The organism is Microbacterium awajiense (assembly GCF_039536545.1).
Taxonomy (GTDB): Bacteria; Actinomycetota; Actinomycetes; order Actinomycetales; family Microbacteriaceae; genus Microbacterium; species Microbacterium awajiense.
On the sequence record NZ_BAAAYU010000001.1, the window covers coordinates 793060 to 818211 of the forward strand.

Below are 25152 nucleotides of genomic sequence, written 5' to 3' on the forward strand. Positions count from 1 at the left end.
GGCTCACTCCCCCGCGAGCGTCGCGGTCTGCAGGTCGCGCAGTTCGGCGCAGCCGGCGATGCCGAGTTCGAGCAGCGCGTCGAGCTCGCGCTTGTCGAAGGGGGCGCCCTCGGCGGTGCCCTGCACCTCGACGAACAGGCCGCGTCCGGTGACGACGAGGTTCATGTCCGTCTCGGCGCGCGAGTCCTCGACGTACGGCAGGTCGAGCAGGGGCTCGCCGTCGACGATGCCGACCGACACTGCGGCGACCGAATCGAAGAGCACCTGCGACTTCTGGCCGATGAACTTCTTCGCACGGCCCCATTCGATCGCATCCGCGAGCGCGACGTACGCGCCGGTGATCGCGGCGGTGCGGGTGCCGCCGTCGGCCTGCAGCACATCGCAGTCGATCACGATCGTGTTCTCGCCGAGCGCCTTGGTGTCGACCACGGCACGCAGCGCGCGGCCGATGAGTCGCGAGATCTCGTGGGTGCGCCCACCGACGCGACCCTTGACCGATTCTCGGTCGTTGCGCGAGTTCGTCGCGCGCGGCAGCATCGCGTATTCGGCGGTGACCCAGCCCTTGCCCTTGCCGGTGAGCCAGCGCGGCACGCCGTTGGTGAACGACGCGGTGCACAGCACCTTGGTGTTCCCGAACGAGATCAGCGCCGAGCCCTCGGCCTGGGTCGACCAGCCGCGCTCGATCGTGACGGGGCGGAGCTGATCGGCGGTGCGGCCGTCGGCGCGGACGAGGTCTGTCATGGCTCTCCTAGCGAGGGTGGGTGGGAAGGTCGATCGCGCCGGTCTGCACGAGGCGCACGTCGCGCACCTCGCGGCCCATGAGGCGGTGCGCGAGGTCGAGGAACTCGTCGGCCGATGCGCCGGTCGCTTCGTAGACGTGTCGGGCTGTGGCATCCGGGCCGGCCAGCAGGTCGCGTGAGACCAGCTGGCGGTAGACGTCCTTCGCGGTCTCGGTGTCACTCGAGACCAACGAGACCTCGGGACCCATCACGTAGCTGATGGCGCCCTCGAGGAACGGGTAGTGCGTGCAGCCGAGGACGAGCGTGTCGACCCCCGCATGGCGCAGCGGCGCCAGGTACTCCTCGGCGACGGCCAGCACCTCGGGCGAACCGGTGATGCCCTGCTCGACGAACGACACGAAGCGCGGGCACGCGGCGGCGAACACCGTGAGGCGCTCGTTGACCTCGAGCATGTCCTGGTACGCGCCCGACCCGATCGTGCCCGCGGTGCCGATCACGCCGATGCGCCCGTTGCGGGTCGTCGACATCGCGGTGCGCACCGCGGGGGCGATCACCTCGACGACCGGCACGTCGTAGCGCTCGCGCGCGTCGCGCAGCACCGCGGCCGACGCCGTGTTGCACGCGATGACGAGCATCTTCACGCCCTGGTCGACGAGGTCGTCGAGGATCTCGAGGGCGTAGCGGCGCACGTCGGCGATGGGCTTGGGGCCGTAGGGCGAACGCGCGGTGTCGCCGAGGTAGAGGATCGACTCGCGGGGCAGCTGGGCCGAGACCGCCCGCGCGACGGTGAGCCCGCCCACTCCGGAGTCGAAGATCCCGATCGGCGCGTCATCCACGGTCGTCCAGCCTACTTCGCCTCAGTAGAGTGACGGCCATGAGCTCCGCCCTGCACACCGACCGCTACGAGCTCACGATGCTCGAAGCCGGGCTCCGCGACGGCACCGCGCACCGCCGGTGCGTCTTCGAGCTGTTCGCCCGGAGGCTCCCGGGTGCCCGTCGCTACGGCGTCGTCGCCGGCACGGGCCGCCTGATCTCGCTGCTGCGCGATTTCCGCTTCGGCGATGACGAGCTGCGCTTCCTGCGCGACGAGAAGGTGGTGGATGCCGCGACGCTGCGCTTCCTCGAGGACTACCGGTTCTCAGGCACGATCACGGGGTACCGCGAGGGCGAGCTCTACTTCCCGGGGTCGCCGGTGCTGACCGTGGAGGGCACCTTCGCCGAGGCCGTCGTCCTGGAGACACTCGCACTGAGCGTGCTCAACCACGACTCCGCCGTCGCGACCGCGGCGGCCCGCATGAGCGTGGCCGCGGGCGGGCGTCCGCTGGCCGAGATGGGCTCGCGCCGCGCCGGCGAGGAATCGGCGGTCGCCGCCGCGCGCGCCGCCTACATCGCCGGGTTCTCGGCCACCTCGAACCTCGAGGCGGGCCGCGTGTGGGGCATCCCGACCATGGGCACGGCGGCGCACGCCTGGACGCTGCTGCACGATAGCGAGGAGGACGCCTTTCGCGCCCAGATCGACGCGCTGGGCATCGGCACCACGCTGCTCGTCGACACGTACGACACCCGCGCGGGAGTCGAACTCGCCGTCCGGGTGGCCGGCACCGGGCTCGGCGGCGTGCGCCTCGACTCGGGCGACCTGCCGGTCGTCGCTGCGCAGGTGCGCGCGCAGCTGGATGAGCTGGGCGCGACCGGCACCCGAATCACCGTCACCAGCGATCTGGACGAGTTCGCGATCGCCGCACTGGCGGCATCCCCGGTCGACGCGTACGGCGTGGGGACGTCGGTGGTGACGGGCTCGGGAGCGCCGACCGCGGGCATGGTCTACAAGCTCGTCGCGAGGCAGGATGCCGCGGGCGGATGGGTCCCGGTGGCGAAGGCCTCGGCGTCGAAGGCGTCGACAGGGGGACGCAAGGCGGCGTTCCGCGTGTGCGAGGACGGCACCGCCACCGCCGAGCTCATCACCGTCTCGGACGGCTTCGAGCCGCTCGACACCGCCGCCGAGCACGACGACGCCCGCCCGCTGCAGGTCACCCTCGTCGACGCAGGCGACCCCGACACCGCCGCCGAGGGCCCCTCCGGTGTCCGCGCAGCCCGCGCGCACCACGCTCGCGTCCGGGAGGAGCTGCCGGTGCGCGGACTCGCACTCAGCCGCTCGGACCCGGCGATTCCGACGGTCTTCGCCGACGCGGCATCCCGAGCTCGACGGGATCAGCCCGCGAGGGACTGATAGATCTCCTTGCAGCGGGGGCACACCGGGAACTTGTCGGGGTCACGGCCCGGGGTCCACTTCTTGCCGCACAGCGCACGCACGGGCTTGCCGGTGAGCGCCGACTCGAGGATCTTCTCCTTCTTCACGTAGTGCGAGAAGCGCTCGTGGTCGCCCGGCTCGATGTTCTCTTCGCGGATGAGCTCTTCGAGCTCGCGATCGAGAGTCGCAAGACCGCCCTGGTCGGGGGCGTCGAGGGGGGTGCTCATGATGAGCCAGTGTAGACCGCGTGCGCGCACCGCGGCCCGTCTCAGACCGACTCGGCGAACTCCATGATGCGGTCACCGCGTCGGCTGAACACGGCCGATCCGATGGCGACGCCGACCGCGAGGACGACGACGCCGGTGCCGACCCCCGCCCACAGGGCGACGGTCGCCGCTTCGATGTCGCCGGTCAGGGCGATCCAGGCGTACCAGAGCGTGGGAGCGCTGAGCACGACCACCCCGACCATCACGAGACCCTGCGCGATGGCACCCGAAGCGCCGGTGCGCTGAGGCTGACGGAAGGGACTCTCACCCGGCGGCGACACGGCGTACGGGGCGACGACCGACGAGATGCTCGACAGTCCGAGCCCCGTGAAGAACAGCGAGACGCACACGCCCACCATCGCCGGCAGCAGTGCCCACCGCCCGTGGATCGCGATCGAGATCGGAATCGCGAGTGCCAGCAGCGGCACGCCGATCAGCAGCACCGGAACGAGACGCCCGATGCGGTCGGAGACGCCGCGGATGCCGCTGGCGACGTGCATCCAGACGGCGGTGGCGTCGTACGCGACGTCGTTGTGCGGCAGCCAGCCGAGGAACAATGCGGCGAACGGCACGGGGATGAGCGCGACGAGATAGGGCGGCACGCCCGCGATCAGCAGCGGCACGATGGTGAGGGCCGCGGCGACCGGGATCACGAGCACGTTGACGATATGGCGCCGATCGCCGAGCCAGTAGATGAGGCTGCGTGCGGCGACCGCGCCACCGGGTGTTCCCGGGGCCACCGCGAACCAGCCGAGCCCGCCGCGCTCCCTGGTCGGCGCCGGCAGTGCGGTCGTGGTCAGCAGACGCCGCACGAGCAGCAGCCAGGCGCCCGCGAGCACGAAGACCGTCGCGAGGGCGACCAGCAGCGAGCCGACGGCGCCCGATGCTCCGCTCGCGGCGAGCCCCGGGTACGCCCACGCAGCGCCGAACGGCGTGAGCGCCAGCACCGACACCGCCTCGTACAGCTGGGTCGGCACCGCTCCGTCCCACTCGAGCGAGGACAGGAACACGCCCACGGGCACGACGACCACCAGGATCGCCATGATGAACAGGCCCGACAGCTCGCGGGATCGCCGCTCGCTCAGGAACAGCGTCGTGAGCGCCATGCACACGCGCGCGAGGAGCACGCAGGTCAGCACCGTGAGGACGACACCGGTGACGCCGGCCGCCGAGGATGCGCCGTGCGCGCCCCACGCGATCGATGCGCACACGGCGACGGCGGTCAGCGCCGCGACGGGCACGCTCAGGATTCCCGCGAGCACGAGGCCTCCGGCGAGCGAGGCGTGGCGCAGTCCGAGCAGCGCGAAGCGCCGTGGATCGAGCGGGTCGGTCGCCGACGCGATGATCGGCGCGAGCGCGAACCCGAGGGTCACCGCCGAGCCGCCGAGCACGATCACCGTGAGCGTGACGTCGTCCGAGGCCTCGGCCAGCGACAGCAGCGCCCAGCACGCGATCACCGTCGCCACGACGAGCACGACGATTCCCGCGATGAGTCGTTCGGCGCGGCCGGCATCGCCCCGCAGGGCGCCGACCAGCATCGTGAGCCTCAGTCGGAGTAGGTGTGCAACCACTCCAGGCCCTCCACGTCGCTGAGTCCGCCGGCCAGTTCCACGAAGCGCTGCTCGAGCGTCAGTTCGCCGCGCACCTGCTCGACCGTGCCCTCGGCGAGTACCTGGCCCGCGACGATCACGCCGACGCGCGAGCACACGCGCTCGACGAGCTCCATTCCGTGGCTGGACAGGATGACGGTGCCGCCGTGCGCGACGTAGGTCGAGAGGATGTCGAGGATGATCGCGCTCGAGACCGGGTCGACGGCCTCGAAGGGCTCGTCGAGCACGAGAAGCCGCGGAGCGTGGATGAGGGCGCCCGCCAGCATCACCTTCTTGGTCATGCCCGCCGAGTAGTCGGAGACGACGCGGCCGAGCGCCTCGGTCAGGTCGAAGGCTCGCGCGAGGTCGGTCGTGCGACTCTCCACGATCGCCGACGGCATACCGCGCAGCACGCCGTAGTAGTAGAGCAGCTGACGTCCGGTCAGCCGGTCGAAGGTGTGCAGCCGATCGGGCAGCACGCCCATGAGCTTCTTCGCCGACTGCGGGTCGGCCGTCGCATCGATCCCACCGACCTCGATGGCACCCTTGTCCGGGCGCAGGAGTCCCGCGATCATCGACAGGGTCGTCGTCTTGCCCGCGCCGTTCGGACCCACGAGGCCGTAGAAGGTTCCTGCCGGCACGGTCAGATCGATGGCCTCGACAGCGCGCGTCGACCCGAAGGACTTGGTGACCCCGCGCAGCGACAGCGCGGTCTCGCCGACGGCGTCCTCGGCGGCGGTGAGCACCTCGGGCACGTCGTCGTCGAACACGACGGCAGCGGTGTCGCCGACGAACACGAGCGGAGGCGCGGTGTCCTCCACCGGCTCGGCCACCTCGGGTTCGGCGATGACCGCCTCGGCCGCCTGAGCGTGCTGCTCCGTCTCGGTCGCGTCGGCGACATCGACGTCGGAGACGTCGCCCTCCTCGGCCTCGGCCTCTTCCTGGGCCACGGCGTCGTCGACGTCCGTCGCGGGGTCGACTCCGAGGGCCTCCTCGCCGGTGTCGTCGTCCAGATCGTCGGGGTCCTGGTCCTCGGCCTCGTCGGCCACCGGAGCGCCGACGGCGAGGTCCTCGACGTCCTCGTCTTCGGGCTCGGCATCCTCGTCGGCGAGGGCGTCGGCGACGGGGGCCACCGCCGGAGGCAGCGGAGGTCGTGGCGGAATCACCAGGTTCTCGCTCTCGTCGCGCAGATCGGGCGGCAGTGGCGGCGGCGGGCCGGGGTCGGCGGCCAGACGCTCGGCGATCAGACGCGCTGCGGCGCCCGCATCCGGCTTCAAGGGCACGACCCGGGCATGCGTATGGACGGGCGCCGCCTCGGGCGGTCCGTCGTCGCGGGGTGCCGGCAGGGATGCTGTCACCGATCAAACGTACCAAGCACCGGCGTCCGAGCGCCTGAGCGTTTGCCCGCAGGTCCGACGTGCCGACCATTACGAAACGGCAACGGGGGTCGGCATTGTGCCTGCTCACAGGTGAATTTCGCTAGCATGGCCGAGCACGACGGAGTGTCGATTCGGTGAACGACGGGTGAAACCCGCACTCCAGGAGCAACATTGTGACCATTCAGATCGTCATCCTCGCCGCGGGCATGGGCTCGCGGCTGGGCCGAAGCCTGCCCAAACCGCTCACGCGCCTCGCGGACGGGCGCAGCATCATGCAGCAGCAGCACGACAACGTGCGCGCGACCTTCGGCGACGCCGCACGCATCACCACGGTCGTCGGCTACCGCGCCGAGACAGTCGTCGAGGCCTTCCCCGATGTCGACTACGTCTACAACGACCGGTACGACCAGACCAACACGTCCAAGAGCCTGCTGCGCGCGCTGAAGGCGTCGCGCCGCGGCGGTGTGCTCTGGATGAACGGCGATGTGGTCTTCGACCCCATGGTGCTCGGTCGCGCGATCGCGCACATCGAGCGCGACGAGTCGTTCGTGACCGTCAACACGGCCAAGGTCAGCGACGAAGAGGTCAAGTACACGACCGACGACCGAGGGTTCATCCGCGAACTGTCCAAGACCGTCGTCGGCGGGATCGGCGAGGCGGTCGGCATCAACTACATCTCCGCCGGTGACAAGCGCGCGTTCATCCGCCACCTGTCGCGCGTCGACGACCAGGACTACTTCGAGCGCGGGCTCGAGCTGGCGATCGCCGAGGACGGCGTGCGACTGCGCCCCCTCGACATCTCGGACCTGTACGCCGTCGAGGTCGACTTCGCCGAGGACCTCGAGCGCGCGAACCTCTTCGTCTGAGCCCTGTCCGAGTCCATACCGATTGCGGCATCCTCCCGCAAGCCCTCAGCGGTCGCCCAGAGCGCACGCTTAGGATCACGGCGTGGCTGAGAAGGTGTATCGCATCGACTCGCTCCCCGACGGCTCTCCGTGGGCGAGCGGGCTGCCTCCCGCGGGTTCGGACGAGCATCCGTTCCTGATCCGCGCCCTCGACCGCGTCCTCGCGATCCAGCGGCCCGTCGTGCTCGCGCATCTGCGCAGCATCCGCCTGCGGCACCCGGTCAGCTCCAGTGCCGACGTCGTGCGGATGCTCGAGCGCCGCTACCTGGCGGCGGTCACGACCGGCGGTGCCGCGGTCGGGGCGACCGCCGTCGTTCCCGGGATCGGCACGGGCGTGACCCTCGCCCTCAGCGGTGTCGAGACCGTCGGCTTCCTCGAGGCGACGGCGCTGTTCGCCCAGTCGGTCGCCGAAGTGCACGGCATCCCGGTGAGCGACCCCGACCGCGCGCGCGCCCTCGTGCTCACCCTCATGCTCGGCAAGGAAGGCGTCGACCTCGTCACCCAGCTCGCCGGCCAGGCCACCGGCACGGGTGCGGGGCGAGACAGGTATTGGGGCGAGCTGGTCACCAAGTCGCTCCCCCGCGCGGCGATGGGCCCCCTCGTCGACCGCCTGAAGTCGACGTTCATCCGACAGTTCGCCGCGCGCGGCGGCGCGAGCTGGATCGGCAAGGCGCTTCCGTTCGGCATCGGCGCCGCGATCGGCGGCGCCGGCAACCACATCCTCGGCCGGCGTGTCCTGGTCAACTCCCGGCGTGCCTTCGGCCCGCCGCCGGTCGCGCTTCCGGTCGAGCTGGAGCCGAAGCCGGACGCCGCCCGCCTCGAGCACGCGGCCGCGCGCTCGGCCAAGCGCGCCGGCGACGCGCTCGCCCGGGGTGTGCAGCGCAGCGGACAGGCGATCGGCTCGGCCGCGCGCTCGGTCACCCGACGCCGCCGCGACGGCGGCGCCACCGACGGCGGCGCCACCGACGGCGAACAGGCGGCACTGCCCGGCGACACCGGCTGACCCGCCCCGCCCGCAGCGATACGCTCAGGCGTTATGGACAGCACCCTCGCGTGTCTGGCGGCCTGGATGCCCCGCCAGCGCTGGTACGCGGGCAAGGGCAGGCCGCCGAGCCTGCGCCTGGTGGGCTGGTGGGATCTCAGCGCGCACGACGACGCGAACGCGCGCATCCGCACCTTCCTGGTCGCCGATGAGGCGGCCCTGCCCGTCGTCCGCTATCAGGTGCCCGTCGTCATGCGGCCCACCGAGGCGGTCGACGCACCCGAGGCGACGTGGATCGGCAGCCCCGAGCCCGGGGTCACCTTCATCGACGGGCCGACCGACCCGGCCTACGCCCGCGCACTGCTCAGCCTCGCGACCGGCGATCGCACCGCCACCGGGCCGCAGATGACCGCGACGGGGCACCCCGCCGCCCACCTTGAGGAGGAGGTGCGCACGGCCGAGGTGCTCAGCGGCGAGCAGTCCAACACATCCATCATCCATCGCGCCGCGCACACCCCTGTCATCTGCAAGGTGTTCCGCCAGCTCAGCCCCGGCCTCAACCCCGACATCGAGCTCGCGACCGCACTGGCCCAGGCCGGCTCTCGGCACGTGCCCGCCTCATACGGCTGGGTCGAAGGGCGCTGGAACGACGGCGGCGGCGAGGCGACGGGGTCTCTCGCGTTCGTCCAGGAGTTCCTTCCCGACGTCGAGGACGCATGGCGCGTCGCTCTGCGCGCAGCCGCGCGCGGCGACGACTTCAGCGAACCGGCGGGTCGCCTCGGCGAGGCCACCGCGGAGGTGCACCTGCTGCTGGCCGACCTGTTCCCCACGCGCGAGAACTCGAGCGCCGACCGCGAGGCGACCGCGGCGACGTGGCACCGCCGGCTGACGATCGCGCTCGCGGAGGTGCCGGCGATCGCCGAGCGCGCAGCGGGGATCGAGGCGGTGTATCGTCGGGCGGCGGATGCCGCGTGGCCGCGACGGCAGCGCATCCACGGCGACTACCACCTGGGGCAGGTCCTGCATCACGCCGAGCGCGGCTGGGTGCTGCTGGACTTCGAAGGCGAGCCGCTGCGCCCGATGCGCGAGCGCATCGAGCCCGATCTCGCGATCCGCGACGTGGCCGGGATGCTCCGCTCCTTCGACTACGTGGCCGGCTCCCTCCGCCGCGACGACCCCGAGCGGTCGCCCGACGGAGTGCCGGCATGGGCCGCCCGCGCGCGGGCGGCCTTCGTGGCCGGATACGGCGCGCGCTCCGGTGTCGTGCTCGATCAGCGGGATCCCGTGCTCACGGCCATGGAACTCGACAAGGCCGTCTACGAGGCGATCTACGAGTCGCGCAACCGGCCCACATGGGTCGCGATCCCGTTGCGGGCGATCAGCCGCCTGCTCGAGTCGACCGACTGATCACGCCTCGATCTCATCGTCGAGGTCGGCCTCGTCGGCGTCGAGCTCGTCTTCGTCGGCGTCACCGGCGTGCCAGCGCTCCCACTCGGCCATGAGGTGCGCGACCGCCCCGTGGAAGCGGGCGGTCGCCGCACCGGGCGCGGTGTCGCCGAAGTAGTGGGCGACCCAGGATTCGAGGCGGGCGCGCGCCTGGTCGTCGCCCTGCACGCGGTCGGTCTCGGCGACCACGTCGCGCGCGGCCGCGGCATCCAGCCACTCGCACGCCGAGAGGTACCCGTGCGAGTCGACCACCGCGGCCGGATCGGCCGGCCGGGTCACCAACAGGGGCTTGTCGGCCGCCAGCCGGTCGTAGACCATGGCCGAGATGTCGACGATCGCCACATCGGCGGCGGCGAGCTGCCAACCGAGCTCGGGGCCGTCGTCGAAGACGTGCACCGCTGCGGGATCGGTGGCGTTCGCGGCCTGGAGCGCCTTGATGATGCGCCTGTTCGCCGCCCCGTACTCGGAGTCGACGACCCCCGATCGAGGATGCGGTCGGTAGATGACGCGGTGGCGACCGGTGGCGAGAAGCGCCGCGACGAGCGCCTCCCCATGGGTGCGGACCGACCCGTAGTGCGCAGACGGTCGGTCGCCCTCCCACGTCGGTGCGTACAGCACGACCGTGCGATCGTCGTCGGGGTAGGGCACGTCGCCCGAGTAGTGGTCGGCCTGGGGTCGGCCGATCTCGATGGTCCGCCGCTCGATGTCGTAGTCCCACAGCACGCGGGCGAGCCGCTCGCGTGCGGCGTCCCCTGCCACGAACGCGTAGTCGTACGCCTTGAACTGGTTCGTGGTCATGTACATCTTGTCGGACTCGCCGTGGTTGATGAACACGTGCCAGCGACGGCCGTAGCGGAACATCTGGAAGTTGCGCGTGTTCTGGTTGACGTACAGGACGACGCGGATGTCCTGCCGGCCGAGGAAGCGCTCGAGATCCCGCACCGTCGGCACGAAGGCCACCGGCGGTGAGTCCTCGGCGAGCAGAGCGCGCGCACCGGTCGCAGAGCGGCTGAGCACGACGACCGGCCATGTCTTGGCCAGCTCGGCCAGCGGGCGATACCACTGGCGCATCTGGTACATGTTGACCTCGCCGTCGGCGAAGTACACCGCAACCCGGTAGTGATCGTTCGGATGGGGATCGCGGGTGGCGAGCGTGCGGCGAACGTGGGCGACGGCCGAGCGGTTCGCCAGCGCCTTGCGCAGGAGCGCGACCGCCTTTCGCGCATCGGAGAGCAGACCCACGTTCCCCAGACTACCGACGGGGTCGTGACATGATCGACGCGTGCACGACGAGCAGCGCAGTCCCCGAGCCGCGCCGCGCGTGCCGCCCGGCGCGGGTGTGACGTTCGTGATGCCCGTGCTCAACGAACGGGATTACCTGCGCCGCGCCGTGGAATCCGTGCTGGCGCAGGAGCTCGATGTGCCGAGCGAGCTCGTTCTCGCCCTCGCGCCGTCGACCGACGGCACTGACGAACTCGCCGCCGAGCTCGCCGCGGCTGATGACCGCATCGTCCTGGTGCGCAACCCGGCCGCCCACATCCCGGTGGGGCTGAACATCGCGATCCGCGCCGGTTCGCACCCCACGATCGTGCGCGTCGACGCGCACTCCGAGCTCGAGCCCGCCTACACCCGCCGCGCGATGGAGACGCTCGACCGCGTCGGAGCCGCGAACGTGGGCGGCGTGATGCGTGCCGACGGACGATCGCCGTTCCAGCGGGCGGTCGCGCGCGCCTACAACTCCCCCATGGGGCTGGGCGGCGGCGCGTACCACGGCGGCACGCGCGAGGGCGAGGCCGAGTCCGCATACCTGGGCGTGATGCGCCGGGCCGTGCTCGACGAGGTGGGCCTGTTCGACGAGACCGTCCGACGCGGAGAGGACTGGGAGCTCAACCTGCGGATCCGGCGCGCCGGTTACCGGGTCTGGTTCGATCCCTCCCTCTCGGTGACCTATTGGCCGCGCGAGAGCTGGCCGCGCCTGGCGCGGCAGTTCTTCGCCACGGGACGCTGGCGAGGCGAGCTCGTGCGCAGGTACGGACGCGGCAACTCCCTGAGGTTCTTCGCGCCGCCGCTGCTCGTGCTCGCGATCGCCGCCGCCGTGATCGTCGGCGTGCTGCAGCTGACGGGCATCGCCGCGGGCGGCTGGGGCCTCGCGGCATCCGTCGTCTACCTGCCGCTGATCGCCTACGTCGTGCTCGTCGTCGCGACGGCCCTCGGCCGCGGCGGCGGCACGGGCTGGCGCGACCGGCTGTGGACCGCCGCGGTGCTGCCGACCATGCATCTGGCGTGGGGGTCGGGCTTCGTGGTCGGAGTGGTGCGCGGCGCGCACGACACGGTCGACACCTCGCGGTTGCGTGATCGCAACACGCCGCTGCCGTGACCGATCAGCGTTCGACGAAGCCCTGATCGAGGATGCGCGTGACGATCCGCTCGGCCGCGTGCCCGTCGTCGCGGGCGTTGAACCGCGCCCGCCACGCCGCGTACCGCTCGGCGTGGTCGGCCGGGTCGGTGCCGGTCAACGCCGTGACGAGCTCGTCCATGGTGCGCACCAGCGGCCCCGGCGCGTGGGCGGCGAGGTCGAAGTAGAAGCCGCGCAGCTCACCTCGGTAGTGCTCGAGGTCGGGCACGAGGAAGAACATCGGCTTGCCGGTGACCGAGAAGTCGAACATGACCGACGAGTAGTCGGTGACCAGCGCGTCGGCCGCCAGCAGCAGTTCGGCCGTGTCGGGATAGCCGGTCACGTCGATGACCCGGGGGCCTTCGGCGTCGCGCCCGGGCACCAGGGTGCGCGAGTGCCCGCGCACGAGCACGACGGCGTCGACCTGCGCGGCGAGCGCGGCGGGGTCGACGAAGTCCACGATCTGCTCGCGGTCGTCGCGCCATGTCGGCGCATACAGCACGACGCGCTCACCGGCGGCGATGCCGAGCGCTGCGCGCGCCGACGCGCCGTCACCGGTCACGAGAACGTCATTGCGCGGGTAGCCCTCGACCCACACCGGGCGGGTGAGGAACGCGTACGCCTTGGCGAGGATGCGCGCGGCGTACGGGTTCTGCGCCAGCAGCACGTTCCAGCGCCGCGACTCCTTGACCACCGCGGCCATGCGTCGCGGGTCGAACCCCGGCCGATGAAGGGCGAGCCGCTTGAGCGGCGTGCCGTGCCACGTCTGCAGCACGACCTGGTCGGGGCGACGCGAGAACCGCCGCCGCATCCAGTCGTTGATGACAAGCAGCCGTGCCGAGCCGCGCGCACGCCACCACTCCGGACTGCCGTCGACGACCGCCACGGCACCGTCGGGCACGCGGACCGACAGGTCGGTCACGCTCCAGTAGCGCACGACGTCGGGCGCGCGGCGGGCCAGTTCGCGGTCGATCGCCAGGGGATTGCAGCTGGCGTTGCGACCGTAGAAGCTCTCGAAGAAGACCGCGTTCTCGAGGCCCGTCGCGCGCGTGGCGTACCGTCGCTCGAGCGCCGCCTGGCCCTCGCCGGAGTCGTAGGCGGGATCGATGGGCGGGCCGACCGTCAGCGTGGCGCCGACCGCGGACGCGCGGATCGGACCGAGCTGGACGAGCTCGAGCGCGAGGTCGACCTCGATCGCATCGCCATCGGCGCCGGTCACCGCGATCGCGTAGTCGCCGACCGGCAACGGCAGGTCGGGTCCCGACCACCGCGACGCGTGCAGCGGCAGCACCGCCTTCCACGTCCTGCCGCGCCCGGTCAGCCGACCCGACACGCGCGCCCGCGGTCCGATCAGCTCGGCCGAGGTCGGCCGAGGCCCGGTGCCGCAGAGGACGAGCTCGCCGCCATGGTCCGAATCGAGACGGGCGTCGATCATCGTCGTCCTCTTCCCGCGGCACCCGTGCGCAGACCCGCCAGGATCGCACGGTACACCCTGATGCTGTTGCCGCCGTCGCGGTGGGCATGCACGCGCTCGCTCAGCGCTTCGGCGCGGGCACGACGGCGGGATGCCTCGGCGTCGTCGCCGAGCACGGCGTCGAGCTGCGTGGCAGCCTCGGCCCACGTCGTCGCCCACCCGTCGCCGGCGACCTCGGGATAGGTGCCGTAGAAGCCGCGCGTACGCGCGTAGCGGGCGACGTCGGGCGCGAGGAAGACCACCGGCACGGGCACCAGGGCGCTGTCGAAGACGAGCGACGAGTAGTCCGTGACCAGCACATCCACCCCGCTGAGCAACGGCGTCACATCGGTGACGACCTCGCTTCCCAGCATCCGCACGCGCTCGGTCGGCGCGGGCGGCGCGTACGCGCCCGACCCGAGCGGATGCGATCGCACCAGCAGGACCGCGTCGTGCCGGCGCAGCACATCCGCGATGGCGTCCCACTCGTCGGCATCCGGGATCGCGGGGTCGGGTTGGCCGTCTCGCCACGTCGGGGCGTACAGCACCACGCGCGTGCGCGCGTCGAACGAACCGGCCGCCTGCGCGATCGCGGCACGCGCGATCGACCGGCGATCGGCGGGCCGACCGCGCGAGAGCACGTCGACGCGCGGCTCGCCGGTGACCGGAACGCGGTCATCGGGCAGCGCGAACGCCGATTCGAGCCTGCCGCGCACGAGGTCGGATGCTGCGGGCAGCACGCGGATGCGCCGCGCGGCTGCGCGGTAGAGCAGACGCACCAGCTGCGACGCCGCCCGTGCGAGAACACCGCGGCCGAGCAGTGCGGGGGGCTGGGACGTCACGGGCGAGTCCAGGCCGATGCGCTTGAGCGGGATGCCGTGCCACAGCTGCACCACGAACGCGCCCGACACCGCGAAGCGGTTGACGTCGCCGAAGCCGTGGGTCACGACCACCACGGCGGCACGCGCCGTGCGCCAGAATCCGCGCAGCGAGCGCCGCGGCAGGGTCGGGATCCCGCGCGCCGCCGCTTCGGCCGCCTCGCGGGCCGAGCCGATCAGCCAGACGCAGCGACGGCCGTCGGCGACCGCGACGGGCCACAGTGCGAGCGCGCCGTCGCCGATTCCCGCCGCGCTGCCGAACACCCATTCGTCGCCCCGCGGCACGAGGAGCGTGACGAGGCGTCCGATCGCGTAGAGCGGGAGCGCGGCCAGCTTGGCCGCATTGCCCGCGTCGAACGAGAAGGACGCCATCCCGCGAGCCTATCCCGCGAGATGGCGTCCTCCGCCGTGGCGGCCGCTACTGGCCGAGGTCTCCGAGCACGACATCGATCGTGCGGGTCTCGCCGTCGCGGACGAACGTGACGGTGGCGTCGCTGCCGGCCGCGGCGGCACGGACCTGCGCGGTCAGGTCGACCGAGTCGGTGATCGGAACGCCGTTGAAGCCGGTGACGATGTCGCCGACCTGGAGTCCGCCCGCGGCGGCTGCGCCCCCCTCGACGACCTCGGCGATGTAGGCGCCGGTCATCGTGGAGCCCTCGACGTACTCGGCGGACTGCACGCTCGCGCCGAGCAGCCCGTGGGTGGCCGCGCCGTCGGCGATGAGGTCGTCGGTGATGCGCTGGACGATGTCGGACGGGATCGAGAACCCGACGCCGATCGAACCGGCCGCACCGGACGACCCACCGGCCGAGGCGATCGCGACGTTGATGCCGATGAGCCGACCCTCGTCGTCGACCAGCGCGCCGCCCGAGTTGCCGGGGTTGATGGCCGCGTCGGTCTGGATGACCGCGATCTTGATGGTCTCGGAGGCCTGCGCCTGTCCCTGCCCCTGACCGAAGTCGAAGAAGAACGGACTGTCCTGCTGCTGCTCCTGCGGGCTCTGGTCCTCTTCGTCTCCGGTGTCGGGCACCGCCGAGGAGGCGATCTCGATCGAGCGGTTCAGCGCGCTCACGATTCCGGTCGTGACGGTGTTCGACAGACCGAGTGGTGCTCCGATGGCGACCGTCTGGTCACCCACGTTGAGCTGCGAGGACGAGGCGAACTCGATCGGTGTCATGCCCTCTGCGCCCTCGAGCTTGATCACCGCGAGGTCGTAGGTGGGGTCGGTGCCGACGATCGAGGCGTCGTAGACGTCGCCGTCCGACGTGGTCACGCGGATGGTCGCGTCGCCACTTGCGCCGTCCAGGGTCACCACGTGGGTGTTGGTGACCACGTAGCCGTCCTCGGTGAGCACGACGCCCGAGCCGGTGCCCGATCCCGTCGAGCCGGACGCCTGGATCGTGACCACGCTCGGCACGACCTTCGCCGCGATCGCCGTGGTCTGGTTGACCGAGCCGGAGTCGTTGACCGTGACCGCCGAGGGACCCGCCGCCGGCAGGGTGCCCTCGGGAGCGAAGAGGGCGGTGCCGGCGTAGGCCCCGCCGAGGCCCGCCGCGCCGCCGACGAGGGCGGCCGCGACGAGGATGCCGGCGACTTTGCCCGCGCCGACCTTGCCCCGGGGGCGCGGCGGAGCGGTCACCGCGGCCGTCGGGATCGTGCCGGTTGCCGGGGCCGCGCCGAGGGGGGCGATCGGCGAGGTCGGACCGGTCTCCGTCGACGACGGGGTGGGGTACCCCTGCGGCGGCTGATACCGCGGCGTGGCCGCCGGCTGCTGCCATCCGCCTGCGGGCTGCGACGGGACCGGCGGAACGGGAGGAACGGTCGGCGCAGCGGCGACCTGCTCGGCGTCGCTGTGCGGGGTGGGGGTGTCGGGGCGCTCGCCCTGGGTGTCGGTCATCGCTGCTCCTTCGTGAAAGCAGTATCCAACCTGCCGCCGGTTCCTGTGCGTTCCTTATGCCGCGGATGGGACATGCCTATGCGAACCCGAAGAGCCGGGCGAGTAGCCTGTGCACGATGCGAGACATTCCGGGTGCCTGGCACCGCACCGCTGCGGGCGCGGGGCTCGTCGGCGACGACGGACGGATCCGCCCCACCATCTTCGCGGAGATGTCGGCACTGGCGGCGCGAACGGGCGCCATCAACCTGGGCCAGGGCTTTCCCGACGAAGACGGTCCCCCCGAGGTGCTCGCCGCCGCCGCAGAGGCGATCGCCGCCGGGGTGAACCAGTATCCGCCGGGACGCGGGAACGCGGTGCTCCTCGACGCGATCGCCGCCCACCAGTCCCGGTTCTACGGCCTCGACCCCGATCCGGCGCGCGAAGTGCTCGTGACGGCGGGGGCGACCGAAGCGATCGCCGCGACGCTGCTGGCGCTCGTGTCGGGTCCCGACGACGAGGTCGTCGTGTTCGAGCCGTACTACGACGCCTATGCGGCGCTGGTGGCCCTGTCGGGCGCCCGCCTGGTACCCGTCCCCCTGCATTGGCCGGACTTCCAGCCCGATCTCGACCGTCTGCGGGATGCCGTGACGGATCGCACGCGGGTGATCCTCGTGAACGACCCGCACAATCCGACGGGAGCGGTGTTCTCGAGGCACGCGCGTGGCGAGATCGTCGCGCTGGCCGAGCGACACGACGCCGTCATCGTGACCGACGAGGTGTACGAGCACCTCGTCTTCGACCGCTCGCATGTGCCGATCGCCACGCTGCCCGGAGCATTCGAGCGGACGGTCTCGATCTCGTCCGGAGGGAAGACGTTCTCGACGACGGGATGGAAGATCGGCTGGCTGACCGCTCCCGCCGACCTGGTCGACGCCGTCCTCGCCGTCAAGCAGTTCCTGACATACGTCAACGGCGCCCCGCTGCAGCCCGCGATCGCCGCCGGACTCGGGCTGCCCGACTCGTTCTTCAGCGGCATCGCCGCCGGGCTCCGCTCCAAGCGGGATCTGCTGGGCGCGGGCCTCGCCGCCGCCGGTTTCGACGTGTCGGTGCCCGCGGGCACCTACTTCACGGTCGCGGATGCCGCTGCGCTCGGCGCGTCCGACGCGGCGGCGTTCTGCCGTGAACTGCCGGCCCGGGCGGGCGTCGTCGCCATCCCGCTGACGGCCTTCGTCACGCGGGAGCGCCGTGCCGAGTATGCGACGCTGGTGAGGTTCGCCGCGTGCAAGCGCGTCGAGGTGCTCGCCGAGGCATCCGCTCGCCTCGCGGCGCTGCGCTGACTCAGGTGCGCGCGACCACGGTGTAGCGGCGCAGCAGCAACGCCGGATTCACACGGCGGACGCGATCCACCGTGTCGAGATCGAGGTGCGCGACCGCGACGTCGGTGGCCGTGCCCACGCCGGCCAGCTCGACACCCTGCGGATCCACGATCATCGAAGCACCCACGCCGAGGGGCGGCGGATGGTCGGCGGCGGCGACGAACACGGTGTTCTCGATCGCACGTGCGTGCACCAACGTGCGCCAGTGGTGCTCTTTCAACGGCCCGCGCACCCACTCCGCCGGGATGAGGAAGACCTCGGCACCGGCATCGGCGAGCATCCGCCCCACTTCGGGAAAGCGCAGGTCGTAGCAGGTCATGAGCCCGAACCGCAGCCCGCCGACGTCGAATGTCTGGGCCGCGGCGAGTTCGCCGGGCTGCACCCAGTCCGATTCGCGTTGACCGAACGCGTCGTAGAGGTGAAGCTTGCGGTACAGCGCGACCACGCCTTCGCTGTGGACGGCGACCGCGGTGTTGCGGACACGACCCGCCTCACCGCGTTCGAGCAGACCCGCCACGATGTGCACGTCGTGCTCGCCCGCCAGGGCGGTGAGCGCTCTCGTGAACGGGCCGTCGAGGTCCTGCGCGTTCTGCGCCAGCGACTCGTCGAACGGGTCGACGAAGTAGCTCGAGTACTCGGGGAAGACGATGACGCGGGCACCGCGCGACACCGCGGCTGCGGTCATGTCCGCGATGGTCTCGAGGTTGGCTGCGGCGTCGGCCGTCGGCGCGAACTGGGCCACCGCGAGCGCGAGCGTCTGCGAGGGGTTCATGATCTCCGATTCCCGAAGCGATGCCGGATCACCACCGGGGCCACCACCCACAGTGCCAGAAGCACCGAGCTCAGACAGGCCAGGATGATCCACGCCGCGTCGATGCCGAGCACGACGTCGAAGACGAAGGCGACCACGCCGAGCACGAGGGCCGCGACGGTGACCAGTGCCGTCACGAGCGCGGCGTGCCCGTACGAGACGACGTTGGGCTTGGCCTTCTGCTGGAACAGCGCGCGATGCAGCGCCACGGGCGCGAGGGCGATGATGGTGCTGAGTGCGGCCAGCACCACGAGGACCAGATAGAGCGACCGCTGCCCGTCGGTGAGGTCGTCGAAGGCCGGCTGGAACGCGAGCGCCAGCAGGAAGCCGGTGAGGATCTGCGTGCCGGTCTGCAGCACACGCAATTCCTGCAGCGCCTCGTTCCAGTTGCGGTCCGCCCGTTCGTCCTCGCTCTCGTCGCGACCGTCGGCGCGGTCGACGGCGGTGGTGTCGTCGCGACTCATGCGCTCATCCTCGCCCTGGCGACGCGGTGCAGACAAGGATCGACCGCGTGTCGCCCGCCACTTCGAAGCCGTGCTAAGCTTTTCTCTTGTGCCGCGGGGTGGAGCAGCTCGGTAGCTCGCTGGGCTCATAACCCAGAGGTCGTAGGTTCAAATCCTGCCCCCGCAACAGATGGAAGGCGTCCCTCACCGGGGCGCCTTCCCCCTTTTCGGGCAGGTGATCAGGTCTTCTCCGCCGCCGATTCCGGGTCCATCGCACCCGAGATGTCGCCGAGGAAGCGCATCACGACCCGCAGCTGCTCATCGTCGTACCGCTCGGCGACCGCCCGCATCGCCATCAGCCGCTCGCCGAAGTGACGGTAGAACTCCCGGCGGGAGGCATCCGTGAGTCGGAGCACGCGCGACCGGCGGTCCGTCGGGTGCGGATGCCGCTCGACGTGCCCCGACGCCACCAGCCGATCGACGAGCTTGGTCGTCGAGGCGGTGGTGATGCGCAGGTGTGCGGCGATATCGTGAGGACTCACCGGCGTCCCCCGCTGCTCGCGCATGATGAGCATGCGCAGCGCGGCCAGGTCGGTGACATTCATGTCCATGTCGCCTTTCATCCCGCCGTTCATCCGATCCATCGAGTCGGAGAACGCGCGGACGGCCACGAGCACGTCCATGATGGTCTCCTCATGGGCGGTGCGCGGAACCCACGGCTGCGTCATGTGGACACCCCCTCCCTCCCCTTGTATCATCGAGCAACGAATATCGCTAGATAAACTAGTGAATTGGGAGGCGAAATGACCGACATCGAGCAGGTGGTCCTCCTCGACGACGAGGGTCGCGCGATCGGCACCGCCCCCAAGAGCAGCGTCCACGGCACCGACACCGCGCTGCACCTGGCCTTCTCGTGCCACGTCATGAACGCCGAGGGGCAGGTGCTGGTCACCCGCCGCGCACTCGAGAAGCGCACGTGGCCCGGAGTGTGGACCAACTCGTTCTGCGGCCACCCCCGTCCGGCCGAGGCCCTGCTGCACGCCGTCGGCCGCCGCGGCGAGTACGAACTGGGCCTCACGCTGCGCGATATCGAACTGGTGCTGCCGCTGTTCCGCTACCGCGCGACCGACGCGAACGGCATCGTCGAGCACGAGGTGTGCCCGGTGTACATCGCGCGCACCGACGACGAGCCCACCCTCAACCCGCTCGAGGTGCACGACGCCCGCTGGGTCGACCCCGAAGAACTCGCAACCTCGCTCACCGCGACGCCGTGGGCCTTCAGCCCGTGGCTCGTCCTGCAGGCCCGACAGCTCCCCCTCTTCGGCGGGCGCGACCTCGAGAGCCGCGCATCATGATCGACCCCCCGCTGCGCGCCGAGGTCGACCAGGCGATCGACCGGGAGCTCGCGCGCGTGCGCGACCGCGCCGGCGCGATGTCCGAGCCGTTCGCGGCACTCGGCGACGCGACGGCGCGTGCGGCCGCAGGTGGCAAGCGGCTTCGGCCGGCCCTGGTGCTCGCGGCCTTCGACGCCTACGACGGAGCTCCCGCCCGACGACCGGCGGCCGTCGACGTCGCAGTCGCCTTCGAACTGCTCCACACGGCGTTCGTGGTGCACGACGATGTGATCGATCACGATGTCGTGCGTCGCGGCATCCCGAACATCGGCGGTGAGTTTCGCGTCCGCGGGCGCGGGCGCGGTGCGGATGCGGCGGGCGCGGCGACGCTCGGCGATGCGGCGGCCATCCTCGCCGGCGACCTGCTGCTGCACGAGGCTGCGCGCCTGGTCGCGCTCACCGACCTGCCGGGAACCGTGCGGCGCGACGTCTACGATCTGCTCGACGACGCCGTCTACGTGTCGGCCGCCGGCGAGCTATCGGACGTCGAGAACGCGGTGGCCGCGGTCTCGGCGGACACCGACGACGCTCTCGGGACCGCCTTCAACAAGACGGCGGTGTACTCCTTCCGCGCGCCGCTGTGCGCGGGCGCGCTGCTGGCGGGCGCCGACGCCGCGCAACGGGAGCTGCTGGCGCACGCGGGCGGACGGCTCGGGCTCGCCTTCCAGCTCGTCGACGACCTGATCGGAGCATTCGGCACGGCCGAACAGGCCGGCCGCGAGGTCGGCGGCGATCTGCGCGAGGCCAAGCGCACGCCGCTCGTGGCGATGGCCCGTGAGACCGCGCACCGCGCGCGCGTGGACGACGCGATCGCCCTGGCGCACACCGGCCCACTCGCCGTCGCCGATGCGCAGCGCGCGATCGAGGACAGCGGGGCGCGCGTCGAGCTGACCGTGCTGGCGGAGACGACGCTGGCGCGTGTGCGCGACGATGCGAAGCGCCTGCCGACCGAGGCGGGAGCGCTGCTGAGACAGCTCGCCGACCGGATCGAGGAGCGCATTCCGTGACCGACGACTCCGAGGCCACCGGCCTCGACCTCTACGACCGCGTGGCGCGTGACGCCGCCGCAGCGGTGATCGCCCGCTACTCGACCTCGTTCGCACTCGCGTGCCGGATGCTGGGCCGGCGGGTGCGCGCGGACGTGAAGAACGTCTATGCGCTCGTGCGCATCGCCGACGAGATCGTCGACGGCCCCGCCGTCGAGGCCGGGATGGACGTCGAGGCGGCCAGAGAGCTGCTCGACGACCTCGAGACCGAGGTTCACGCCGCCATCCACCGCCGCTACAGCACCAACCTGATCGTGCATGCGTTCGCCGGCACCGCGCGGGAGTGCGGCATCGGCGACGAGCTGATCGGCCCGTTCTTCGCTTCGATGCGAACCGACCTCGAGGCCACCGAGCACGACGCCGCCTCGCACGACATGTACGTCTACGGATCGGCGGAGGTGGTGGGACTGATGTGCCTGCAGGTGTTCGTCAACGCGGGCGGATCGGCACCCACCGCGCCCGACCCGGGCCTCGTCGACGGCGCCCGGCGCCTGGGCGCCGCCTTCCAGGACGTCAACTTCCTGCGCGACCGCGCCCACGACGACGCCGCACTCGGCCGCGACTACCTGGGTCTGCGCACGGGACGGTCCACCCGCGCCGATGTGCTCGACGGCATCGACGCCGACCTCGCCGCCGCAGCCGCCGTCATCCCCCAGCTGCCCGCCGACTGCCGCCGGGCCGTGACCGCCGCCCACGACCTGTTCCACGAGCTCGCACGACGATTGCGCGCGGACCCCGCCGACGACGTGCGGGTGCGCGTGCCCGATGGCGTCAAGGCTCTGCTCGCCGCGCGGGCCCTGGCCGGCCGTGCACCCCGGGGCGTGCGGGCATGACCGGCGGGCGCACCGCCGTGGTGGTCGGCGGCGGGATCGCAGGACTCGCGACCGCCGCGCTGCTCGCCGACGACGGATGGCGTGTGCAGCTGCTCGAAGCGCGCGACGAGCTCGGCGGGCGCGCCGGCTCGTGGCAGAGCGAGGGGTTCCGCTTCGACACCGGGCCCAGCTGGTACCTCATGCCCGAGGTCTTCGATCACTTCTTCCGGTTGCTGGGCACGACAGCGCACGCCGCGCTGGATCTCGTGCGGCTCGACCCCGCGTACCGCGTGATCAGCGATCCCGGCACCGGTCTCGCGCCCCTCGATGTGCACTCCGGTCGCGCGGAGGCCACCGCGCTCTTCGAGTCCGTCGAGCCCGGCGCCGGCGCCGCGCTGGACGCCTATCTCGACTCGGCGGGCGATGCGTACCGCCTGGCCGTGGGTCGCTTCCTCTACGACACGTACGAGACCACGGCAGGTCTGCGCGACCCGGCGCTGCTGCGCCGCGCACCGCAGCTGACCCGACTGCTGACGCAGACGCTCGCGTCGCGCGTGGAGCGCAGCTTCCGCGACCCCCGGCTGCGCCAGATCCTCGGCTACCCGGCCGTCTTCCTCGGCGGATCGCCGTACGCGATGCCCAGCCTCTACCACCTCATGAGCCATCTCGATCTCGACGAGGGCGTGCTCTACCCGCGCGGCGGCTTGGTCGAGGTCATCCGGGCGATCGAACGTCTGGCCCGACAGCGCGGCGTCGACATCCGGACGGGAGCCGAGGTGACCCGCATCCTCACCCGCGACGGGCGGGCCGTCGGCGCACGGCTGCGCGACGGGTCCTCCCTCGAAGCCGACCTCGTCGTCTCGACGGCGGATCTGCACCACACCGAGACGGCGCTGCTGGGCACGGACGAGCAGACCTACCCGCAATCGTGGTGGGACTCGCGCACCCCGAGCCCCGGCGCCCTCCTCGTGCTGCTGGGCGTCGAGGGCGAGCTGCCGCAGCTGGCCCACCACACGCTGCTGTTCACGTCCGACTGGCGCGCGAACTTCGACGCCATCTTCGGCGAGCCCTCGTCGATCCCCGACCCCGCATCGCTCTACGTGTGCCGTCCCAGCGCCACAGATCCGACAGTCGCGCCGCCGGGATGCGAGAATCTCTTCGTGCTGGTTCCCATCCCTGCCGATCCCGCCGTCGGACGCGGCGGCGTCGGGGGTGACGGCGACCCGCGCGTCGAGAAGGCGGCCGACGCCGCGATCGCCCAGATCGCATCATGGGCGGGCATCCCCGACCTCGCCGACCGCGTACGCGTGCGCCGGACGATCGCGCCTGGAGACTTCGCCGCCGACCTGCACGCCTGGCGCGGCAACGCGCTGGGCCTGGCGCACACACTGCGCCAGAGCGCTCTGTTCCGTCCACGCAACGCCTCCAAGCGCGTGCGCGACCTCGCGTACGCCGGCGCGTCGGCACTGCCCGGCATCGGGCTTCCGATGTGCCTGATCTCAGCCGAGCTGGTGCTCAAGCGCGTTCGCGGCGACCGCACGACCGGACCGCTCCCGGAACCGGCGGCGGTCTGACGTGCCGGGACTGTACCTCGTCGCGATCCTGATCTCGGCCGCCGGTGTCGCCGCGCTCGATGCCCGCTGGCGCCTGGCCGCGTGGGCGGCCCCCGGGCGCACGCTGGCGGCCGTCGGCCTCGGCACGGCGTTCTTCCTGGTGTGGGACGCCGTCGGCATCGCGGCGGGCGTGTTCGTCAAGGGCGGCAGCCCCCTGCTTCTCGGAATCGACCTCGCCCCGCACCTGCCGCTCGAAGAGCCGTTCTTCCTCGCGTTCCTGTGCTACCTCGCGCTCGTGTGCTGGTCGGGTGCGATGCGGCTTCGGGAGGCACGCCCGGATGCTGCGGCACGGGGCCGCTCGTGACGTACGCGCTGATCGTCCTGCCGTTCGCCGTGGCGACGGCATTGCTCGTGCTCGCCACGCTGTCGCACCCGCGCTTCGGCCGACGCATGGCCGCCTCGGGAATCACCGCGGGCGTGCTGGTGGTGCTCACCGCCGTCTTCGACAACCTCATGATCGCCGCCGACCTGTTCACCTACCCGGACGAGCACCTCAGCGGCATCCGGATCGGCCTCGCGCCGATCGAGGACTTCTCGTACGCGGTGTGCGCCGCGTTCGCCGTGCCGGCCCTCAGAACGCTGCTCGAACCCCGCGGGGACCGCTCGTGAACGCCACGCCGCTGCGCACCCGCGAGGTCGTGCGCCAGCTGCTGATCGCGTCGCGTCCGGTGAGCTGGATCAACACCGCCTATCCCTTCGCCGCGGCCTACCTGCTCACGACGCGCGAGATCGATGCGACGCTCGTGATCGGCACCCTGTTCTTCCTCGTGCCGTACAACCTGGCGATGTACGGCGTCAACGACGTGTTCGACTACGAGTCCGATCTGCGCAACCCCCGCAAGGGCGGAGCGCACGGCGCGGTGCTCGATCGGCGCATGCACGCGATCACCCTGTGGGCGGCCACGCTGTCGTGTCTGCCCTTCCTCCTCTACCTCGCCGTCGTCGGGTCGCCCTGGTCGTGGCTCGTCCTGGCCCTCAGCGTGTTCTTCGTCGTCTTCTACAGCGCCCCGCCGCTCCGGCTCAAGGAGCGGCCGTTCGCCGACTCGGTGACCAGCAGCATCCACTTCTTCTCCCCCGCCGTCTACGGCCTGGTGCTCGGGGGCGCAGTGTGGACATGGCAGCTGGCCGCGGTCATCATCGCGTTCGCACTGTGGGGCGTCGCCTCGCACGCGTTCGGAGCCGTGCAGGACGTGATCGCCGACCGCGAAGCCGGCATTTCGTCGATCGCCACAGCCCGGGGCGCCCGGTGGACCGTGCGATTCGCGCTCGTCTGCTATGCGGCCGCGGGCCTCGTGATGCTCGCCACGGCCTGGCCCGGCCCGCTCGGCGCCCTCGTCGCCGTGCCGTACCTCATCGCCGTATGGCCGTATCGCAGCATCACCGACGAGACGGCCACCACCGCGACGACCGGATGGCGCCGGTTCCTCTGGATCAATCAGCTCGCGGGGTTCCTTGTGACCCTGCTGCTCATCTGGTGGTGGATGCTGACGGCGTGACCGC

At 71.6% G+C, this 25152-nt stretch carries 25 protein-coding genes and 1 tRNA gene; 14 read left to right on the top strand and 12 right to left on the bottom strand.

Features of this window, described 5'->3' with window-relative positions:
- Window positions 1-3: 3 nt before the first annotated feature.
- Window positions 4-741, bottom strand: coding sequence for a ribonuclease PH (gene rph, locus ABD663_RS04015; protein ID WP_344736576.1), 738 nt, complete (start codon window positions 739-741; stop codon window positions 4-6).
- Window positions 742-748: 7 nt separating this feature from the next.
- Complete coding sequence (murI, locus tag ABD663_RS04020; protein ID WP_344736577.1) at window positions 749-1576, bottom strand: glutamate racemase; 828 nt, start codon at window positions 1574-1576, stop codon at window positions 749-751.
- Window positions 1577-1614: 38 nt separating this feature from the next.
- On the opposite strand from murI, the gene ABD663_RS04025 reads away from it, so the two are divergent.
- Window positions 1615-2967, top strand: coding sequence for a nicotinate phosphoribosyltransferase (locus ABD663_RS04025; protein ID WP_344736578.1), 1353 nt, complete (start codon window positions 1615-1617; stop codon window positions 2965-2967).
- On the opposite strand, the gene ABD663_RS04030 is transcribed toward ABD663_RS04025, so the two are convergent.
- From ABD663_RS04030 to ABD663_RS04040, 3 genes are read right to left on the bottom strand one after another with little or no spacing between them, the layout of a single operon-like run.
- On the bottom strand, window positions 2949-3215 hold the full coding sequence (locus ABD663_RS04030; protein WP_344736580.1) for a DUF3039 domain-containing protein: 267 nt from the start codon (window positions 3213-3215) through the stop codon (window positions 2949-2951). The two genes, ABD663_RS04025 and ABD663_RS04030, sit on opposite strands and share 19 nt — an antisense overlap.
- Before the next feature lie 41 nt (window positions 3216-3256).
- Window positions 3257-4792, bottom strand: coding sequence for a hypothetical protein (locus ABD663_RS04035; RefSeq protein ID WP_344736581.1), 1536 nt, complete (start codon window positions 4790-4792; stop codon window positions 3257-3259).
- An 8-nt stretch (window positions 4793-4800) separates the two neighbouring features.
- Entirely contained in the window at window positions 4801-6201 is a 1401-nt protein-coding gene (locus ABD663_RS04040; RefSeq protein WP_344736582.1) for an ABC transporter ATP-binding protein, read from the bottom strand.
- 194 nt (window positions 6202-6395) lie between these two features.
- Between ABD663_RS04040 and ABD663_RS04045 the strand changes: the two genes are divergently transcribed.
- The 3 genes from ABD663_RS04045 to ABD663_RS04055 all read left to right on the top strand — a co-directional run bounded on the left by ABD663_RS04045 (window position 6396) and on the right by ABD663_RS04055 (window position 9516).
- Window positions 6396-7088, top strand: coding sequence for a phosphocholine cytidylyltransferase family protein (locus ABD663_RS04045; protein ID WP_344736583.1), 693 nt, complete (start codon window positions 6396-6398; stop codon window positions 7086-7088).
- Between the two features lie 82 nt (window positions 7089-7170).
- Window positions 7171-8130 (top strand): hypothetical protein, encoded by a 960-nt coding sequence (locus ABD663_RS04050; protein WP_344736584.1) that lies wholly within the window; start codon window positions 7171-7173, stop codon window positions 8128-8130.
- Window positions 8131-8163: 33 nt separating this feature from the next.
- The gene (locus ABD663_RS04055; protein ID WP_344736585.1) at window positions 8164-9516 is read left to right on the top strand and encodes a maltokinase N-terminal cap-like domain-containing protein; all 1353 of its coding nucleotides are present in this window, start codon (window positions 8164-8166) and stop codon (window positions 9514-9516) included.
- On the opposite strand, the gene ABD663_RS04060 is transcribed toward ABD663_RS04055, so the two are convergent.
- The gene (locus ABD663_RS04060) at window positions 9517-10797 is read right to left on the bottom strand and encodes a CDP-glycerol glycerophosphotransferase family protein (RefSeq protein WP_344736586.1); all 1281 of its coding nucleotides are present in this window, start codon (window positions 10795-10797) and stop codon (window positions 9517-9519) included. It abuts the gene before it with no gap.
- Window positions 10798-10837: 40 nt separating this feature from the next.
- On the opposite strand from ABD663_RS04060, the gene ABD663_RS04065 reads away from it, so the two are divergent.
- Window positions 10838-11932: a glycosyltransferase gene (locus tag ABD663_RS04065; RefSeq protein WP_486341540.1), complete on the top strand. Its 1095-nt coding sequence runs from the start codon at window positions 10838-10840 to the stop codon at window positions 11930-11932.
- Between the two features lie 4 nt (window positions 11933-11936).
- On the opposite strand, the gene ABD663_RS04070 is transcribed toward ABD663_RS04065, so the two are convergent.
- Genes ABD663_RS04070 through ABD663_RS04080 form a run of 3 tightly spaced genes read right to left on the bottom strand, consistent with a single transcriptional unit; the run spans window position 11937 to window position 16178 of the window.
- Entirely contained in the window at window positions 11937-13385 is a 1449-nt protein-coding gene (locus ABD663_RS04070) for a CDP-glycerol glycerophosphotransferase family protein (RefSeq protein WP_344736587.1), read from the bottom strand.
- Complete coding sequence (locus ABD663_RS04075; protein WP_344736588.1) at window positions 13382-14653, bottom strand: CDP-glycerol glycerophosphotransferase family protein; 1272 nt, start codon at window positions 14651-14653, stop codon at window positions 13382-13384. The genes ABD663_RS04070 and ABD663_RS04075 overlap by 4 nt, the downstream gene beginning before the upstream one ends.
- A gap of 46 nt (window positions 14654-14699) precedes the next feature.
- Window positions 14700-16178, bottom strand: coding sequence for a S1C family serine protease (locus tag ABD663_RS04080; RefSeq protein WP_344736589.1), 1479 nt, complete (start codon window positions 16176-16178; stop codon window positions 14700-14702).
- A gap of 116 nt (window positions 16179-16294) precedes the next feature.
- On the opposite strand from ABD663_RS04080, the gene ABD663_RS04085 reads away from it, so the two are divergent.
- Window positions 16295-17494, top strand: a complete 1200-nt coding sequence (locus ABD663_RS04085) for an aminotransferase class I/II-fold pyridoxal phosphate-dependent enzyme (protein ID WP_344736590.1) — start codon at window positions 16295-16297, stop codon at window positions 17492-17494.
- Between the two features lies 1 nt (window position 17495).
- Here ABD663_RS04085 and ABD663_RS04090 read toward each other — a convergent pair whose 3' ends face one another.
- Window positions 17496-18305 (bottom strand): carbon-nitrogen hydrolase family protein, encoded by an 810-nt coding sequence (locus tag ABD663_RS04090; protein ID WP_344736591.1) that lies wholly within the window; start codon window positions 18303-18305, stop codon window positions 17496-17498.
- On the bottom strand, window positions 18302-18808 hold the full coding sequence (locus ABD663_RS04095) for a DUF6328 family protein (protein WP_344736592.1): 507 nt from the start codon (window positions 18806-18808) through the stop codon (window positions 18302-18304). Before ABD663_RS04095 ends, ABD663_RS04090 begins: the two co-directional genes overlap by 4 nt.
- A gap of 92 nt (window positions 18809-18900) precedes the next feature.
- Between ABD663_RS04095 and ABD663_RS04100 the strand changes: the two genes are divergently transcribed.
- Window positions 18901-18974: transfer RNA gene (locus tag ABD663_RS04100), tRNA-Met, on the top strand.
- Between the two features lie 52 nt (window positions 18975-19026).
- Here ABD663_RS04100 and ABD663_RS04105 read toward each other — a convergent pair.
- On the bottom strand, window positions 19027-19515 hold the full coding sequence (locus ABD663_RS04105) for a MarR family winged helix-turn-helix transcriptional regulator (RefSeq protein ID WP_344736593.1): 489 nt from the start codon (window positions 19513-19515) through the stop codon (window positions 19027-19029).
- 75 nt (window positions 19516-19590) lie between these two features.
- Between ABD663_RS04105 and idi the strand changes: the two genes are divergently transcribed.
- From idi to ABD663_RS04140, 7 genes are read left to right on the top strand one after another with little or no spacing between them, the layout of a single operon-like run.
- Window positions 19591-20142: an isopentenyl-diphosphate Delta-isomerase gene (gene idi, locus ABD663_RS04110; protein ID WP_344736594.1), complete on the top strand. Its 552-nt coding sequence runs from the start codon at window positions 19591-19593 to the stop codon at window positions 20140-20142.
- Window positions 20139-21188 carry a polyprenyl synthetase family protein gene (locus ABD663_RS04115; protein ID WP_344736595.1) on the top strand — a complete coding sequence of 350 codons (1050 nt, stop codon included), beginning with the start codon at window positions 20139-20141 and terminating at the stop codon, window positions 21186-21188. The genes idi and ABD663_RS04115 overlap by 4 nt, the downstream gene beginning before the upstream one ends.
- Window positions 21185-22060, top strand: a complete 876-nt coding sequence (locus ABD663_RS04120; protein ID WP_344736596.1) for a phytoene/squalene synthase family protein — start codon at window positions 21185-21187, stop codon at window positions 22058-22060. Before ABD663_RS04115 ends, ABD663_RS04120 begins: the two co-directional genes overlap by 4 nt.
- Window positions 22057-23613, top strand: coding sequence for a phytoene desaturase family protein (gene crtI, locus ABD663_RS04125; protein WP_344736597.1), 1557 nt, complete (start codon window positions 22057-22059; stop codon window positions 23611-23613). Before ABD663_RS04120 ends, crtI begins: the two co-directional genes overlap by 4 nt.
- Window position 23614: 1 nt before the next feature.
- Window positions 23615-23956, top strand: coding sequence for a lycopene cyclase domain-containing protein (locus tag ABD663_RS04130; protein ID WP_344736598.1), 342 nt, complete (start codon window positions 23615-23617; stop codon window positions 23954-23956).
- Window positions 23953-24261, top strand: a complete 309-nt coding sequence (locus ABD663_RS04135; protein WP_344736599.1) for a lycopene cyclase domain-containing protein — start codon at window positions 23953-23955, stop codon at window positions 24259-24261. The genes ABD663_RS04130 and ABD663_RS04135 overlap by 4 nt, the downstream gene beginning before the upstream one ends.
- On the top strand, window positions 24258-25148 hold the full coding sequence (locus tag ABD663_RS04140) for a prenyltransferase (RefSeq protein ID WP_344736600.1): 891 nt from the start codon (window positions 24258-24260) through the stop codon (window positions 25146-25148). The genes ABD663_RS04135 and ABD663_RS04140 overlap by 4 nt, the downstream gene beginning before the upstream one ends.
- Window positions 25149-25152: the final 4 nt, after the last annotated feature.